13 protein-coding genes are annotated in these 15,163 nt (G+C 52.6%); 6 read left to right on the plus strand and 7 right to left on the minus strand.

Annotation, left to right across the window (positions count from 1 at the left end):
• The first annotated feature begins 103 nt into the window (after positions 1 to 103).
• Positions 104 to 1,768, plus strand: coding sequence for an alkaline phosphatase (locus tag AB1L42_RS11190; protein WP_367054878.1), 1,665 nt, complete (start codon positions 104 to 106; stop codon positions 1,766 to 1,768).
• Between the two features lie 197 nt (positions 1,769 to 1,965).
• A complete protein-coding gene (locus tag AB1L42_RS11195; RefSeq protein WP_367054881.1) occupies positions 1,966 to 2,769 on the plus strand; it encodes a metal-dependent hydrolase in 804 nt (267 codons plus the stop codon).
• Between the two features lie 6 nt (positions 2,770 to 2,775).
• On the opposite strand, the gene AB1L42_RS11200 is transcribed toward AB1L42_RS11195, so the two are convergent.
• Positions 2,776 to 3,717, minus strand: a complete 942-nt coding sequence (locus AB1L42_RS11200) for a hypothetical protein (RefSeq protein ID WP_367054884.1) — start codon at positions 3,715 to 3,717, stop codon at positions 2,776 to 2,778.
• 295 nt (positions 3,718 to 4,012) lie between these two features.
• Between AB1L42_RS11200 and cysK the strand changes: the two genes are divergently transcribed.
• Both cysK and AB1L42_RS11210 read left to right on the plus strand, forming a co-directional pair.
• Positions 4,013 to 4,945, plus strand: coding sequence for a cysteine synthase A (cysK, locus tag AB1L42_RS11205; RefSeq protein WP_367054887.1), 933 nt, complete (start codon positions 4,013 to 4,015; stop codon positions 4,943 to 4,945).
• A 145-nt stretch (positions 4,946 to 5,090) separates the two neighbouring features.
• Positions 5,091 to 6,173 (plus strand): SGNH/GDSL hydrolase family protein, encoded by a 1,083-nt coding sequence (locus AB1L42_RS11210; protein WP_367054890.1) that lies wholly within the window; start codon positions 5,091 to 5,093, stop codon positions 6,171 to 6,173.
• Positions 6,174 to 6,294: 121 nt separating this feature from the next.
• Here the strand turns inward: AB1L42_RS11210 and AB1L42_RS11215 are convergent, their stop codons facing one another.
• Both AB1L42_RS11215 and AB1L42_RS11220 read right to left on the minus strand, forming a co-directional pair.
• A complete protein-coding gene (locus AB1L42_RS11215) occupies positions 6,295 to 6,873 on the minus strand; it encodes a thioredoxin family protein (RefSeq protein WP_367054893.1) in 579 nt (192 codons plus the stop codon).
• Positions 6,874 to 6,949: 76 nt separating this feature from the next.
• Positions 6,950 to 7,666 carry a hypothetical protein gene (locus AB1L42_RS11220; RefSeq protein ID WP_367054896.1) on the minus strand — a complete coding sequence of 239 codons (717 nt, stop codon included), beginning with the start codon at positions 7,664 to 7,666 and terminating at the stop codon, positions 6,950 to 6,952.
• 210 nt (positions 7,667 to 7,876) lie between these two features.
• Between AB1L42_RS11220 and AB1L42_RS11225 the strand changes: the two genes are divergently transcribed.
• Positions 7,877 to 8,284, plus strand: coding sequence for a cyclophilin-like fold protein (locus AB1L42_RS11225; RefSeq protein WP_367054899.1), 408 nt, complete (start codon positions 7,877 to 7,879; stop codon positions 8,282 to 8,284).
• Positions 8,285 to 8,305: 21 nt separating this feature from the next.
• Here AB1L42_RS11225 and AB1L42_RS11230 read toward each other — a convergent pair whose 3' ends face one another.
• Entirely contained in the window at positions 8,306 to 10,579 is a 2,274-nt protein-coding gene (locus AB1L42_RS11230) for a serine/threonine protein kinase (RefSeq protein WP_367054902.1), read from the minus strand.
• 453 nt (positions 10,580 to 11,032) lie between these two features.
• On the opposite strand from AB1L42_RS11230, the gene AB1L42_RS11235 reads away from it, so the two are divergent.
• Positions 11,033 to 12,871, plus strand: a complete 1,839-nt coding sequence (locus AB1L42_RS11235; protein WP_367054905.1) for a sulfatase-like hydrolase/transferase — start codon at positions 11,033 to 11,035, stop codon at positions 12,869 to 12,871.
• Positions 12,872 to 12,942: 71 nt separating this feature from the next.
• Here the strand turns inward: AB1L42_RS11235 and AB1L42_RS11240 are convergent, their stop codons facing one another.
• The 3 genes from AB1L42_RS11240 to AB1L42_RS11250 all read right to left on the minus strand — a co-directional run bounded on the left by AB1L42_RS11240 (position 12,943) and on the right by AB1L42_RS11250 (position 14,379).
• A complete protein-coding gene (locus AB1L42_RS11240) occupies positions 12,943 to 13,209 on the minus strand; it encodes a hypothetical protein (protein WP_367054908.1) in 267 nt (88 codons plus the stop codon).
• A gap of 38 nt (positions 13,210 to 13,247) precedes the next feature.
• Positions 13,248 to 13,883, minus strand: coding sequence for an imidazole glycerol phosphate synthase subunit HisH (hisH, locus tag AB1L42_RS11245; protein WP_367054911.1), 636 nt, complete (start codon positions 13,881 to 13,883; stop codon positions 13,248 to 13,250).
• Between the two features lie 178 nt (positions 13,884 to 14,061).
• Entirely contained in the window at positions 14,062 to 14,379 is a 318-nt protein-coding gene (locus AB1L42_RS11250; RefSeq protein WP_367054914.1) for a hypothetical protein, read from the minus strand.
• Between the last annotated feature and the right edge of the window lie 784 nt (positions 14,380 to 15,163).

Genomic DNA, 15,163 nt, shown 5'->3' on the forward strand with positions numbered 1-15,163 from the left:
CTTCCTGCATCCATTTTCAGTCTTCAAGACGTGAGTCGCTGTGACTGAAAAGGCGAAACCCTCCCCCAATTGCGTTCAAAGCCTCTCCACTTTGTACAAATCAATGGCGTTTATTATGCGGTATTTCCTCGCTCTCGGTGCGCTGCTGGCAGCTGTTCAATGCGTTCAGGCACAAGATTCTGACTATCTTCGAACGATCCAGCTTGATGCAGTCGAAGCGAAAAAAGCTGACTTCGGACATTGGGGGTGGACAGCTGACCAGTACCTTCAATGGGGAACCCATAGCAATCGGCTGATCCCGGTTTACACCTTCGGTACGCTTGGTGCCGGAAAAGGCATCGACCTGAATGACTACACCGGTCCAAATAGCCGCTACCGATCTGCTGAGAGCATCACCGAACTCTACGGACGACTTCCGCAAGCCACGCTCAACCCTCACGCGGAATACTGTGATCAGACAGACATCATGCAAATCCAGTCAGCAGCCCTGGCTGCGGGGAAGAAACATATCTTCCTCGTCGTCTTCGATGGAATGGACTGGATCACCACTCGTGCAGCAAACGTCTACAAACAAGGGGCCATAACATACGACGAAGGGCGAGGAAACGGACTGCATTTCCAGGACTACACAGCGAACGGAACAACGCAATATGGGTTCATGGTCACGAGCCCTTATGTTGATGACGCTCAAGTGAACGTCGATCTTCAGACTGCGGTTTCCGATCTCAATTCGGCACTCGGTGGCTATTGGTTCGAGCGCGGAGGCGAAGCTCCCTGGAGTGAGCCTTCTGACCCAACTTACCTGCTCGCCAAGAAAACCAAAGCAGGCCCCCGACAGGCATATACAGATTCGGCAAGTTCCGCCACGAGCATGACGGCAGGCATCAAGACTTTTAACGCGGCCATCAACGTTGACCACAGCGGCGAACGAGTTCGGACCATCGCTCACACAGCTCAGGAGCAGGGATATCAAATCGGAGTCGTGACCAGCGTCCCCATCAGCCACGCCACACCAGCCGCTACCTACGCGCACAATGTTTCGAGGAATGATTACCAAGACCTGACGAACGACCTGCTCGGCCTCCCTTCCATTTCCCACCAGGAAAAACCTTTGGAAGGTGTCGATGTACTGATCGGTGCTGGCTACGGAGTTGCGCGTGATCTCGATTCCGGACAAGGCCAGAATTTTGTTCCAGGAAATGCCTATCTCGCCGAGGGTTCCATCGGAAAGATTGATGTCAACAAGGGCGGGCGATACGTCGTCTCGACTCGCCAGGCAGGCAAAGACGGTGCAATTGAGCTCCAGAAAGCCGCCAAACATGCGGCAGCCAACGGCCATCGCCTCTTTGGATTCTACGGTGTCGAAGCGGCACACTTGCCGTTTCGCACAGCTGACGGTCAATACAACCCGACTCAAGGTCGCAGCAAAACCGCCGAGTCGTACACGCCAGCCGACCTCGAAGAAAACCCGACGCTCGCAGAAATGACGCAATCAGCACTTACCGTTCTGGAAGCAGACGGCAAACCTTTCTGGATGTTACTCGAGGCAGGTGACGTCGACTGGGCAAACCACGACAACAACATCGACAACTCGATCGGTGCTGTAATTTCGGGCGACGAAGCGGTGCAGGTCATCACGAACTGGGTCGAGAAGAACAGTTCGTGGGACGAATCAGTCATGATCGTCACTGCCGACCACGGACATTTTCTCGTGCTCAAACGACCGGAACTGCTGCTCCAGCCGGCTACGGGAACGACTTCCCGTTGATGAATTTTGCGATCTATGCTATTCCGCAGCGAATGTAAGTGAAAACCAGCCATCGAACCGGAGCTCGATGCGGTTTCAGTAGTGGCACGCGCATTCGATCGCATGTCTTCTCAAGGCATGATTTGTCGATTGGCAGCGAAGGAGCAATTGTTTTCTTCGACCATCTTTCGCAGTGAACCAGCGTCATGGAGGACGCAATGGCGTCATTCAAGGAGCATGTTGGTTTTAGTGGATTGCTGGGAGTCGGGTACGGACTCGCAGCCACGTTCATGTTCGGTTTTCAGCCGACACAAGCTGCCCTGGCTGGATATCTCGCTGGCGTAGGAGGCATGCTTCCCGATCTTGATTCCCCAACGGGCAAACCAGGTCAGGAAATCTTTTCGCTGACGGCTGCCGTCGTCCCACTCGTGCTGATTGGGTATGTCCTGAAATGGGCAGGACTTCCGACCGACACCGAAACTGTCATGCTGACGTTGCTCTTGATGTACTTCGCGATCCGCTATGGAGGATCTTGGCTGGTGGCCAAACTCTGCGTCCATCGCGGCATGTTTCACAGCATCCCAGCGATGCTGATTTCTGCTGAAGCAACGTATCTCTTCTATCCAAGTGATGAGCTATCCGTGAAAATCCTGATGTCCGGAGCAGTGACGATCGGATTTTTCTCACATCTCTTGCTTGACGAAATCTATTCCGTCGGATGGTCCGGACCGGTCCCGAAGTTGAAGAAATCATTCGGAACCGCACTCAAGCTGTACGGGACGAAGTTTGGACCGGCAGCGTTTGCCTATGCGTTGCTGGCTTTCATGACTTTCGTCACCCTCGAAGATGCAGGCGTCATCGGTCCCCCCGAACCGCGACAGGCGACATCTCCATCCGGTGAAGAAACAGAAGACGCTGAAGATCAACTCGACTTTCAGCAGTCTTCCGAGGCACTTCCACTTCAATCAGCGTCTCGAGCAGCCGACGAACTCACCGACGCGCCACGGTTTCAGACTCAGTAGAGCGAGTTACGGCTTTGCTTCTGTGATCTGCGGTGGCAAAATTCCCTCGAGAGTCGGCGCAGCTCCCGTTGCTCGCTGCTCTTCTCGACACGCATTCACATAAACTTCTGCTGTCGTCTGCAACAGAGCTCCGCGGTCTTCTTCGGAAACTCCTTCAAGGCGCGAAGCCACAGCCTCGACCCATCCCGGTTGTCGCGTCATCGCAACCGACATCATTTTGACGAACAGACTGATCTCTTCGAAGTTCCGATCGGCGATGCGATTGCTGATCGGAGAGATCAATTTTGCGATCAGAGCGATTGCATCTGATGGAAGCGAAACATAGAGATCGACCTGATGTCGAACGCCCTTCGGAGTGAATGTCGGTCGCAAGTGCATCATCGCCACCGCCTGAATAGGTGAGCTGAGCGCTGGACTCTTAAACTCTCCCCGACACATAACAATATAGTTTTCCGAATCCCGGAGCAGAACTTCAACCGTTCCTTGAGTTCCATCGTTGGTGTTCGTCTCGAAGAGCGTCGGCGACTTACGATCGAGTTCGACCTTGGAAATATCCATCGCTCGCCAGATACTCACCGCAACATCGGGTCGGTCTGCAAAGAAGTCATAGACTTGCGGGTCTGCTTCGAACTCAATGACAGGCAGTCGGCGGAACAGTGTGAGATCATCGAGAATTCCCATCGCTGACTGTTGACCATGTGGAGTCAGTTTTTGAATTGGGAACTGTTCAATCGCGGCGCTTCGCACTCGACGACTCGACGTCCCCTCTTCGATTGTCTCGACGGTCAGAGACAATTCCTGTTCGTTGATTGTCGATCGACGAATTGGAATGACGGATGAACTTTCAATCCCATCATCGGCTGCCAGGTTGTGTCCGTTCGGCGTCCATACCGAACAACACAGGCAAGCCAAAACGCTGGCATTGACCAGTGAGCGCAACGGTCGCATGAATTCCCCCCCTACGACGCCACACACGGCAAGAATTGCCGCCCAGCACTGCCCCCCAGCGCGATCGTGACGTTGTATTCGTGATCATCGGCAAAGTTGCTCTGATGAGAACAGTCGAATTCCGGATCTCCGACATCGAACTTCGGAGACGTCAGCTGGCTCTGATTTTCTACCGGGCGGGATTTTGCCTTGCCCTCGACATGATCCCTATTGCTCGCAAACCGCCTGCCCTCCATAATCCGCAAAGGAGGCTTTCGAAAACAACTAGACGAGCAGAAATCAGGAGGAACGACTCATGCCTGTGTATCAAGATAACTCACTCTCCATTGGCCGGACTCCACTCGTCCAGATCAACCATCTCACCAAAGGGTTGAAAGCCAGAGTTCTCGCCAAGATCGAAGGCCGCAATCCAGCTTACTCGGTGAAGTGCCGGATCGGGGCTGCCATGATCTGGGATGCCGAAGAGAAAGGCCTTCTTAAGCCGGGAATGCAGGTCGTGGAGCCAACCAGCGGAAACACCGGAATCGCACTCGCATTCGTCTGTGCCGCCCGAGGATATCCACTCACGCTGACCATGCCAGACACAATGTCGATCGAACGACGCATGATGCTCCGATCTTTCGGCGCCAACCTGCTGTTGACTCCCGGAGCGGACGGGATGAAGGGTGCCATCAACAAGGCAACCGAATTGTCTGAACAAGACAACTTCTTCATGCCGCAGCAGTTTAACAATCCAGCAAATCCTGCCATCCACGAAAAGACAACCGGTCCCGAAATCTGGGACGACACGGAAGGCAACGTCGACATCTTCGTGGCTGGCGTCGGAACCGGTGGAACAATTACCGGAGTGACACGGTTCTTCAAGAACGTCAAAGGTAAGCAGATTCACTCCATCGCTGTCGAACCCGCAGCGAGTCCTGTCCTCTCCGGAGGAGAACCTGGTAAGCACAAAATTCAGGGCTTGGGTGCTGGATTCATCCCGAACAACTTGGACATGAGCCTCGTTGACGAAGTCGTTCAAGTCACGGACGAAGAGTCCTTCGAAATGGCTCCGCGCGTCGCCCGTGAAGAAGGCATCACTTGCGGAATCAGCTGTGGTGCAGCGATGACAGCTGCACTCCGAGTCGCAGCCCGTCCGGAAAGCGAAGGCAAGACTATCGTCGTCGTCCTTCCCGATTCCGGGGAACGCTACCTCTCGACAGCCCTGTTCGACAGTTGCCGAGACTAGTTCAAACTCACAGCTTCACTACATACGTCGAGCTTCTTAAACGCGACATAGTTTTAGGAAAGATGCTCTACCCTTGAACGTCTCCACTCGTTCAACCACCCGAGCCGGGTCCCGAAAACGGCCCCGGCTCAGGTTATTTCTGCTGTTGGCGCTTCTGATTTTCACCGTCTCAATTGTGATCTCAGAACTCTCGCTTCGCGTCTACATCGCTTCAAGAGGTTGGACGACCAACTGCTTCGCTCCGCAACTTGACCTCTTTGTCCCCGACCCGGTGAACGGAGCAACTCTTCGAAACAACTTCCGGCTGAAGTCCGGATCGTTCGACATTCGCACGAACCAGTTCGGCCTTCGTGGACCCGAAATCGAAAAAGATGCAGCTGCAGAAACTCTTCGCATCGCAGTTCTCGGCGGATCTTCGGCGTTCGGATATTTCGCCAGCGACGGCCAGGAAGCTGCCCGGATTCTTGAAGAGCGACTTCAGAAATCGATTCCCGATGGATCGAACTTCACGATTGAAGTCCTGAACGCGGGAGTCCCGGGGTACAACCTGTTTCACACTCTGCACCGTTTCGAAAGCCGCGTCTGCCCGCTGAAACCGGACTTCGTGTTGCTCTATCTGGGATGGAATGACTTGACTTACGTCGTCAGCGAAACTCCCGACGAGCAACAACATCAACAACGCACGCTGGCCCCATTGTGGGAGCGGTTGCTCGGAAGCTTCGTGCTCTACGACGTCATTGCTTATCGCATCTTCCAACGATCTCCGCAGTTTGCACCTCAGTCGGGCATCAATAAGCAACCGACGGATGCCGGTGTCGTGCAGTTTCGCAAAAACCTCGATCTGCTGTTGAACAAAATCGAAGACTGTGAAGCCGTCCCGATCATCTGCATCCAACTCATGGCCGCACATCCCGAAGCGGATTCGCAGCTTGACGCCTCCCTCGGAACAACGCCTGAAGATGTGCGCGAAGTCAAAGAGCTCGGCAATTGGTTGCGGGATGAACTCACTCAGGTTGCTGATGACCGCGATCTCATGTTGATCGACGCCAACTCGTCGATTTCGATCGATCCCGATCACCTCGCCGACGCGATTCACCCCACTCTGACTGGTGAACGCAAACTCGCAGAATTCTGGAAGCAGTCGATCGAACCAATCGTCTCTCAACGCTTGGAAGCAGAATCGGCCAGCGACGAGACAGATTCTGACCAAATCGACGCCCCAAAATGAACGCGTCCGCGCCAACAACCAATGAGGAAAGTACCTCTTGCATGTTGGCTCGGACGAGCGATTCACAAAGTCACATCTTCGAGCTCAAATCGCTGCTGAGATGTGCTGCAGCGGCGGAGTGTTATCCCCCGAAGTAAGCGGGAGCATTTCCTTCACGCCACTTGATATTGCATCCGATGCTTGGCTTCTGATCCTCTTGAATGGGCTCACCCGCCAGAAGAGCATCGCAGGCAGCCTTCAAGTCTTGACCAGTAATCGGAATGTCCGATTGCGGGCGACTGTCGTCGAACTGTCCTCGATAGACCAGCTTGTGATCACTGTCGAAGAGAAAGAAGTCCGGTGTGCAGGCAGCGTGATACGCTTTGGCGACTTCCTGAGTTTCATCGTAGAGATAGGGAAACGTGTACCCGGCTGACTTCGCTTCAGCTTTCATTTCTTCCGGACCATCCTGCGGATGTGTCGAGACATCATTGGCGCTGATGCCAACAACGCTTAGCCCTTTCATCTGGTACTCCGAGGTAAACTCAGCCAGAGCAGAACGCAGGTGGACGACAAACGGGCAGTGATTGCAAATGAACATCACCAGCAGCGGCTTACCTGCGAAGTCGTTCAGGGAGACGTCCTTCCCGTCGACGTTCGGAAGTGAAAAATCGGGGGCTGCATTGCCGAGAGGCAGCATTGTGGAGGCAGTTTTAACCATTGGTTATTCCTTGTTTCGATTGAATCAGGATGATGAATGAAGCAATGACAATTCAGATGGCGTTGAGCGTTTGAGTTTACTGATCTGAGTCACGAACAGCTTTTCGACCGCGAACTTCCAGGTCGTTCCACATTCCGAAGTCGTCAAAAGATCCGAGCCCAATCTGCCCCCATTGAAACGTTTGATCGTGAGCCACCATTTGAGGCGAACTCATGTCGTCAAAATAGACCTCGATCAATCCATCATCCACATTGCGAACGAGTTTCACAGTGTGCCAGGTGTCGTCTTTCCAGGGAGTCCCACTATTGACCTGTTCGCTAATCTTCACGCGAGGGGCATTATTGACGATGAAAATCTGATTGGCGTGCGGATCAGTTTTCTCGCCAAGGTGCACGTAATAGAAATGCGACGGATCCTGATACCCGAAAAAGAGACACATGTCTCGATGGGCTCGCGAAGATTGCAGAGTCTTTACTTTTGCGGTGATGACGAAGTCACTCACAGACAGATTTTTCAGCAACGAAATACTGTGTGGACTCCGGTGCGGAGGAGCATAGTCACTCTTGCCGAGAAGATGATAAACGTGATCTCCATCTTCTGCCGTGATTTTCCACTTCGAGTCATCTGTGGGAGACCATCGGTCGGCGCCACCTTCGAAGTCGTCCTGATACAGAACCGGAAGCGGCTCGTCCGCCATCGTCAGCCCCGCAGAAAAGAGAAATGCAGAACAGGGAACTGCAACACTGAACACTGCCGTGACCAAGGTGAACAAGCCACAGGTCATGTTTTTCATGTGTATCTTCCTGGAGAAAGGTGTGTTTCCCGAATTGCCGTGATCAGATGAGTCTACGCGGACTGGAATCGTTTCGAACGAACAGACTCTTGAAACGTCGACGATCTGTTAGGCTATCGATTTATTTCGCACGTCCGCAACCAACATTGAAGCAGAGAAGTCCTTCGAGCAAGAATCAGCGACAACAAACTCTGCTAGGAGATGTCATCGATGCCCACACCGATTCGAATCGTGCTGAACAACGTCACGCTACGAGCGGAACTCAACGACAGCGAGACAGCTCAGGCCATCGCCAAAGCACTTCCTCTTGAAGCCAAAGCAAACTGGTGGGGAGACGAAATCTATTTCCAGACGCCCGTTGCCTGTGATCCCGAACCGGATGCTCGAGCCGATTTTGGGATCGGTGAACTCGGCTACTGGCCGCCAGCGAATGCGTTCTGCATCTTTTACGGGCCAACTCCCATTTCCAACGGCGGAAAACCGAAAATGGCAAACCGTGGAAACCCGATCGGCTGGCTCACCGACGGGACGGAGAAACTGCACAAGATCATCAAAGCTGCGACAGTTCGTGTCGTGCTCGATCAACCTCAAGAAGAGAAGAGCGATTCGAATTCGTAGAAGAATTCTTGTTGATCGACATTACTGAATGATCGTTCGATCCATCGACGACGGCGGATCGTCATCTCCCGAATCTGTGCGAGAAGTATCTTTCGCACTTGAAGTCGCTTCGCCTTGTTTCTTCGTCGACGACTGCGAGGCAGAAGGACGATCAGGGCGGATTCCGCGTTCGAATTTCCCCCACCAGGCGTCCGCGTCTTCGAACGTCCAATCTTGAAATAGTGGCGAACGGCGAAGCAGCATCGACAGATCTCGGGCTGTCTGTGGTCGTTTCGCGGGAGACTTTTCCAGACAACTCAACAGTGCGCTCTCGAGTTGATCGGTGATTGTCTCCCCAGTGAATTCTGAAGGAGCAACTGGCGCCTCAGTCACATGCAAGTTGCACAGTTCGACGAGATTTCGGGCCTGGAAAACCGGTCTTCCCGTCAGCAGGTAATAGCCAACCGCTCCCACTGCATACAGATCACTCCGTGCGTCCACAGTCGCAGGAGCTTGAATGGCTTCCGGTGACATATAGAGTGGAGTTCCAGTCAACGAATCCGCAGTAGTCATTTTGAACTGCTTGTCATCATCAACCGCTTTGACCAGACCGAAGTCTAAAACTTTAACGACGTCGGGAACCCCGCCGCGACGGTTCAGCATCAGGTTGGCGGGTTTAATGTCTCGATGCACCAGTCCCAGCGAGTGAGCTTCGTAAAGTGAACTGCAAATCTGGTCCAGAATTTGAAGGACTCGAGACTCATTCAGTGGACCGTAAGATTCGACCAACTTCTGAAGGTCAATTCCGCTGAGATACTCCATCGCGTAGTAAAACACGCCTTCCGGTGTCCGACCGTAATCGTAAATCGCAATGGTGTGCGGATTGTTGAGCTTGCATGTAATTTGAACTTCACGTTCGAAGCGAGCGACGGAAGTGTCGTTGACGATTTCCGGGTTGAGCAACTTCACCGCCGTCGGTCTGCGAAGCATTGAGTGGAACCCTTTATAGACTTCCCCCATCGCTCCCGAGCCGATTCTTTCTTCGAGTGTGTATTGACCGAGTTGTTGCGCTTCGATCGCTGCCGCCTGTGCTTTTCGCTGCAGCTTGGCCACAATCACAGTAAAGATGAAGATGGCGATGGCAGCGAGTGCCAGCAATGTGTACAGCCCCCAAAACGTCTGCTTGAGAATAAACAGCGGACGGTAAGACTGAGCGACATCGACTTCAACAGCCACGCCAATGTCGTAGTTCGGAATCCAAGTCCACGCACCCACGACGGGAACGCCACGGTAGTCATTGTATCCGTCGACATTTACACCGGTATTCCCAGCGATCGCATCTCGCACCATAAACGTCATCGGAAGCTTGGAGCGTCGCTGATTGGGACGATAACCTGTCGTCATGTTTCCGCCAGGGTCACGAACCAGCAGTCTGAGGATCGATTTTGAATCCGCTTCGTCGGGGATCAGCCCCAGCAAAATCAACTCGTCATCGAAACGACTGTTCGAAACCAACATTCCATCGCGATTGAAAGCGTATGTTTCCCCGGTCTCTCCAACCTGTCCCAACTGAAGGATGCGAGTGAACTCTTCGTCGGGTCGAATCCGCAAAGCGAGCGCACCCACAACTTGAAAGCTGTCATCACGAACCGGAGCAGCTGCGTACATCACCGGTTGTCCGGTTCTCAACTCACCTTGCTCGGTATCCATTCGAACAACGCTGGGAAACGGAGGAGTGACGGTCGCTTCTCCGTCGAAAATTCGATCCAGAAATTTGTCGTATTCCAGAACATTCTTCTGACCGACCAATTCTTGATCCGAACTGGCGATGATCTCGTGATCTCGATTTGCGACGAAGTATCCGTCATACGCATGAGAAGAAAGGAGAGCGGAGACTTCTTTCGTCAGCTCATTTCTAATTCGAGCCAGTGTCTCAGCATCCGCTTTCTCACTGGGATCGGTTTTGATCAGCTCGTAGATGTGCTGACGAACATCGAGGTCATTCGCCTCAGCTTGAGCATTTGATTCCTGAACACGCAGCCAACTGATGAGCATCTCTGCCTGAAGATCTCGAAACGCCGTCAACCCGGCGCTGAGATTGGCCTTCATGGTCTGCTCGATCGCGGACTGTACGAAGACACCAATTCCGAACAACAAGATCACAGCGATGATCGGCCAAACCCAAAGCTGCTTCTTCAGAAAGAGCCGGGTTCTCGTCACCTGTTGCGACAGTCCACCCCCGACCCACGACTGCCGGGCAGCGGTGATCGAACGGTTGAGAAGCGAGTTGCGGAAGTTTGGAGAGAAAAATTTCACGATCGGAAATACTCATAGAGCACAAATCAGCTCACTGCCGTTGGCGGAGAGCAGAACGGAACAGGTCGTCACGACCGACAATGAACCGCATCAATCATTCTTCGACAATCACATCCAGGAGAAACCAATGCCATCAAATGCCGCGATTGTGTCGCCGATCGAGTCAATTCCTGACGGTTCCGTGCCTCTTCGAAGATGGAATGAAATTAACGGTTCGCACGATTGATCACGTTAAACCAATCTTCCTGCGAGTTTGACGGAACCGACTGAAGCAATCAGAATCAGCAACACACAAAAGCCAAATTCGATAATTTACCCATCTCAATCGTTCCAACACGGTTGTTCCCTGAATTGGAAGACGTCGCAATGCCAGAGCATGCTTCGAAACGGTCTTCGCGAACTCACATGAACTCATCATTCCAAAAGCCCGTAAAACAAACTCAGAATGTGCTCATGCATAAACAAAGCGCGTTCAACTTTGCGAATTTCGTGAGGACGCCATTCGCCATCGCTGGAGCCGCTTTGCTTCTCAGCAATCTGTGCTGGGCAGCGACAAAGCATCCGAACGTGCTGATTGTCATGACTGATGATCAGGGATATGGCGATCTCAGTTTACATGGGAATCCGCACCTTCAGACTCCGAATCTCGACGACTTCGCTCGTTCGGGAGCACAATTTGAACGGTTCTTCGTCAGCCCGGTGTGCGCCCCAACGCGAGCGAGTCTTCTCACCGGACGAGACCACTTGAGAACCGGAGTGAGTGGAGTCACCCGAGGGTTCGAAAACGTACGTCCAGAGGAAGTCACAATTGCCGAACTCTTCCGAGACGCTGGCTATCGGACCGCGTGCTTTGGGAAATGGCACAACGGACGACACATGCCAATGCACCCGAATGGACAGGGTTTCGAGACGTTTATCGGATTCTGCGCCGGTCACTGGAACACCTATTTCGATCCACCGCTTGAGCACAACGGAGAAGAGATTCAGGGACAGGGCTACATCACTGACTTTCTGACTGATGAAGCCATCAAGTTCATTCAGACAGACGATGACGAACCTTGGCTTTGCTATGTCGCTTACAACACCCCTCACTCACCTTGGCGCGTTCCGGATGAGTATTGGAATCGCTTCAACAAGATGGGGCTCGACACCAAAGCGCAATGTGCTTACGCCATGGTCGCGAACATTGATGACAATTTCGGGAGACTGATCGCCGCCCTCGATGAAACTTCCGCAGACGAGACAATAGTTCTGTTCCTGACTGACAACGGGGCCAACTCGGATCGGTTCAACGCGGGAATGAAAGGACGCAAAGCGTCGATCGACGAAGGCGGATCGCGCGTCCCGCTCCTGGTCCGCTATCCAGATGTCATTTCATCCGGAACCATGGTGGAGCCAATCGCTTCACATCTCGACTTGCTGCCCACACTCGCAGAATTCTGCAGCGTTGAAGTGCCTGAAGAAGTTCGAGAGCGACTCAACGGAACATCTCTCGTTCCGCTCCTGACCGATTCGACTTCCCCGTCCGAATGGCCGAGCCGGACGATCTTTACCGATATGTATCGAATGACTCGCCCCAAACACTTTCGTGCAGCCGTCAGAACGAATCAGTGGAGAGCCACAATTCAGGGAGCATCGGCCGACTCTCAGCATTGGAAGCTGTACGACATGGTTTCCGATCCAGGCCAGCAGAAAAACGTCGCTGCATTCCATCCCGAAGTGGTCACACAACTCCGTGAAAGCTACCTCAAATGGCGATCGACGATCGATCTCGATTCGCTCGATGATGTGCGCATTCCAGTGGGTCATCCCTCCCGGAATGCTTTTCGGCTCCCGGCGAATGAAGCCTTCTTGATCCCGGACGTTGGAGAAGGGATTCGCTACACCGGCGACACTTCGGCCGGGTATGCCAACAGCTGGATCACTGATTGGACAAACACGGACGCTTATCCAGAGTGGACCATCGAAGTGACAGAAGCTGGACGATATTCAATCAGCCTCGAATACACCTGTCCGCTTGAAAGCGTTGGAAGTCAACTTCGCATCGAAATCGGCGATCAGACAACCGCCGTTAACATTCCCAAAGCCTTCGATCCACCGCTCGTTCCCAAACCGGACTATTTGTACTCAACGAACTACCAGGACAAATCGAGCTGGGCGACTCTCGAGATTGATGAGTACGACCTCGAAGCTGGGGTTTATCCAATTCGCGTCAAAATAAACTCATTGGCCGGTGAAAAGGGAATCGACCTGGGCTCGCTGACTCTCATCCGATCAGGGAACTCGAACTGAAACGATAGCCACAGAATGAGGGCAAAGCATCAGCCCCTCACATCGCTCCGATGGGGTAAAGCATCGATCGTCTATTGATGGAATCGGTCTCGCGGATGCTGAGTGCCACGCACAGTTTGGCGGGCGTACTTCTTAGCGGGCTTCTTTCGAAAGAAAACAGCCCAGCCCACGACGAGCAGCAACAATCCAACGATCCATCCACCATGGACTGGTTCGATGATGTAATGCGCGGTGCTTTCGGAAGAGACCGCACCATGTCCGGGATGAGCAAAGACGGCGGAAGTGAAAATTGTGTCGACCAAAAGTCCGAGACATCCAATTCGCAGCAAATGGTTCAAGAGTTCACTCCGCAAAACTGAAAACTGATCACCGACATTCAACTCCGAATTGTCGCAGATTCTTCAACGAGATTGGCATAGTTTCTCAGGAGTTGCAATCCGACCCGCTGACTTTTCTCCGGATGAAACTGAGTCGCCATCAGGTTTCCCTTTGCTACGATTGAAGCAAAGGTCTGAGTTCCATGAGTCGTCTCCCCGATGACGGTCACTCGATCGCTGGGACGGACGAAAAAACTGTGCACAAAATAGAAATGCGATTCCGTTGAGATTCCTTCCAACAACGGATGGGTCTGAACGGTATCCACAGCATTCCAGCCCATGTGGGGAATCTTGAGTTCCGGCTCATTCTGAAACCGAACGACATCCCCGTCGATTAATCCCAAGCCTTCATATTCTCCATCTTCGTAGCTCGTTTCGAAGAGAAGCTGCAGTCCCAAACAAATTCCGAGAAGCGGCTTTCCGGAATCGACAGAATCACGGAGAGCAGACGGAAAGTCCTTCTGACGGATTTCCTGAATCGCATCTCGAAATGCCCCGACTCCCGGCAGAATCAATCCGTGGTACTGGTCCAACTCGCTCGGACGACTCACGATTTGCGCATGGACTCCCAGAAACTCGAAGGCCTTTTGGACGCTTCGCAGGTTGCCCATCCCGTAATCGATAATTCCAATCATGAATCTGCCTGTCGTGGTTTTCTGAATGCCCCGAATTGAGTTCAGCCAGCTAACTCTCGAATCATGCTTCGATTGAGAGACACAGAGAAACCGGACAGGGGCAAACAAAAAACCGAATTTTCACAACTTGTGAAAATTCGGTTGATGATTTCATCGAACTTCAGCACTTTCGAAAAAATTACTCTTCTTCGATCTCAAGTTCATCCAACTCGTCAACTCCGCTGACGTCGGAATCGGTCAGAGCATTTTGAAGGTCTGGACCATGATCATAGCAGTCACTGTCGTGCCACAGTGGAACTCCAGCGGAGTAACGTGCGGCCAACATTTTGACTTTATCTTCGGAACCAGGTTTCGCCTCAGTTGGAGTAAGCGGATCGTACCCGCAAATGTCAAATTCCTCGACACCCTCTTCGAACTCAGCTCCATCGTCGCTGTAAGCGGATTCAATGCCAAGTGCGATGTCAACCTCTGGGTCAACCTCGAAGGAAAACTCCATAAACCAATCTCCCCTCATCTCTGTCAATGAGTGACTTTTCAACAATGACGCGCGGAAAAGTCCGTGTCGTCTCTACCAAATTCCACAATCTCAACGTGATTCGACGGAGATTCCTCCGTCAGGTCGAATCACAAATCCGCGAGGAAAATGGAATCCCCGCGATCAACTAATCTCGAACACAGACGAATCTCTTCCGCAGGACGGAACGATCGTCTGGAAACCCACACTCCGAATCATTGATTCAGACCATGGACTGTTGCCGCAGACCGATGCCTCGAATCTGATTTCTTGAGAAATCTTCGAAACAATCAAGTCGAACGCAACGGAATCAAAACATTCAATCGGGGTGGTGCCGCTCGCAAGACTGCGAACCTCGACACCAAAATCCCGTCTGATCTACTGGCCGCATTTCAAACCCTCTTCATACCGACTTCACGACATGAAAACTTTTTGAAACACTCGAATGACCATCTTCATACTGAAATGAACGCATCCGCGACGGTCAATCCGTACTCTCTCCACCCACCAATTCCATTTTTCCAGTCCCTTGGATAAGCAATTTGCGTCAGCAGGTCCGACTCATTCGGCCTTCAGAATGACGACACAGGGACAGAGGTTAGGGGATTGAAAACGCTCTCTTTCAGTCCTCCAGATTCTCTCGGATCGTCGCAAATTGTCAATAAAAAAATGAGCTATGGAAGAAGATTCCCCGGATTCCTGACTCGTCATATTCACCAGCCAGGCACCCGCTAACGAGGTGTGACCAGACCGATACTATTTCGAG

Origin of the sequence: Thalassoglobus sp. JC818, assembly GCF_040717535.1 — a bacterium.
Lineage (GTDB): Bacteria > Planctomycetota > Planctomycetia > Planctomycetales > Planctomycetaceae > Thalassoglobus.

Bases quoted from the DNA above. Each gene is read 5' to 3' on its own strand.
- AB1L42_RS11215 (WP_367054893.1), bottom strand. From the start codon at position 6,873: ATGGTTAAAACTGCCTCCACAATGCTGCCTCTCGGCAATGCAGCCCCC.
- AB1L42_RS11190 (WP_367054878.1), top strand. From the start codon at position 104: ATGGCGTTTATTATGCGGTATTTCCTCGCTCTCGGTGCGCTGCTGGCA.
- AB1L42_RS11220 (WP_367054896.1), bottom strand. From the start codon at position 7,666: ATGAAAAACATGACCTGTGGCTTGTTCACCTTGGTCACGGCAGTGTTC.
- AB1L42_RS11250 (WP_367054914.1), bottom strand. From the start codon at position 14,379: ATGGAGTTTTCCTTCGAGGTTGACCCAGAGGTTGACATCGCACTTGGC.
- AB1L42_RS11235 (WP_367054905.1), top strand. From the start codon at position 11,033: ATGCATAAACAAAGCGCGTTCAACTTTGCGAATTTCGTGAGGACGCCA.
- AB1L42_RS11225 (WP_367054899.1), top strand. From the start codon at position 7,877: ATGCCCACACCGATTCGAATCGTGCTGAACAACGTCACGCTACGAGCG.
- AB1L42_RS11200 (WP_367054884.1), bottom strand. From the start codon at position 3,717: ATGCGACCGTTGCGCTCACTGGTCAATGCCAGCGTTTTGGCTTGCCTG.
- AB1L42_RS11195 (WP_367054881.1), top strand. From the start codon at position 1,966: ATGGCGTCATTCAAGGAGCATGTTGGTTTTAGTGGATTGCTGGGAGTC.
- cysK (WP_367054887.1), top strand. From the start codon at position 4,013: ATGCCTGTGTATCAAGATAACTCACTCTCCATTGGCCGGACTCCACTC.
- hisH (WP_367054911.1), bottom strand. From the start codon at position 13,883: ATGATTGGAATTATCGATTACGGGATGGGCAACCTGCGAAGCGTCCAA.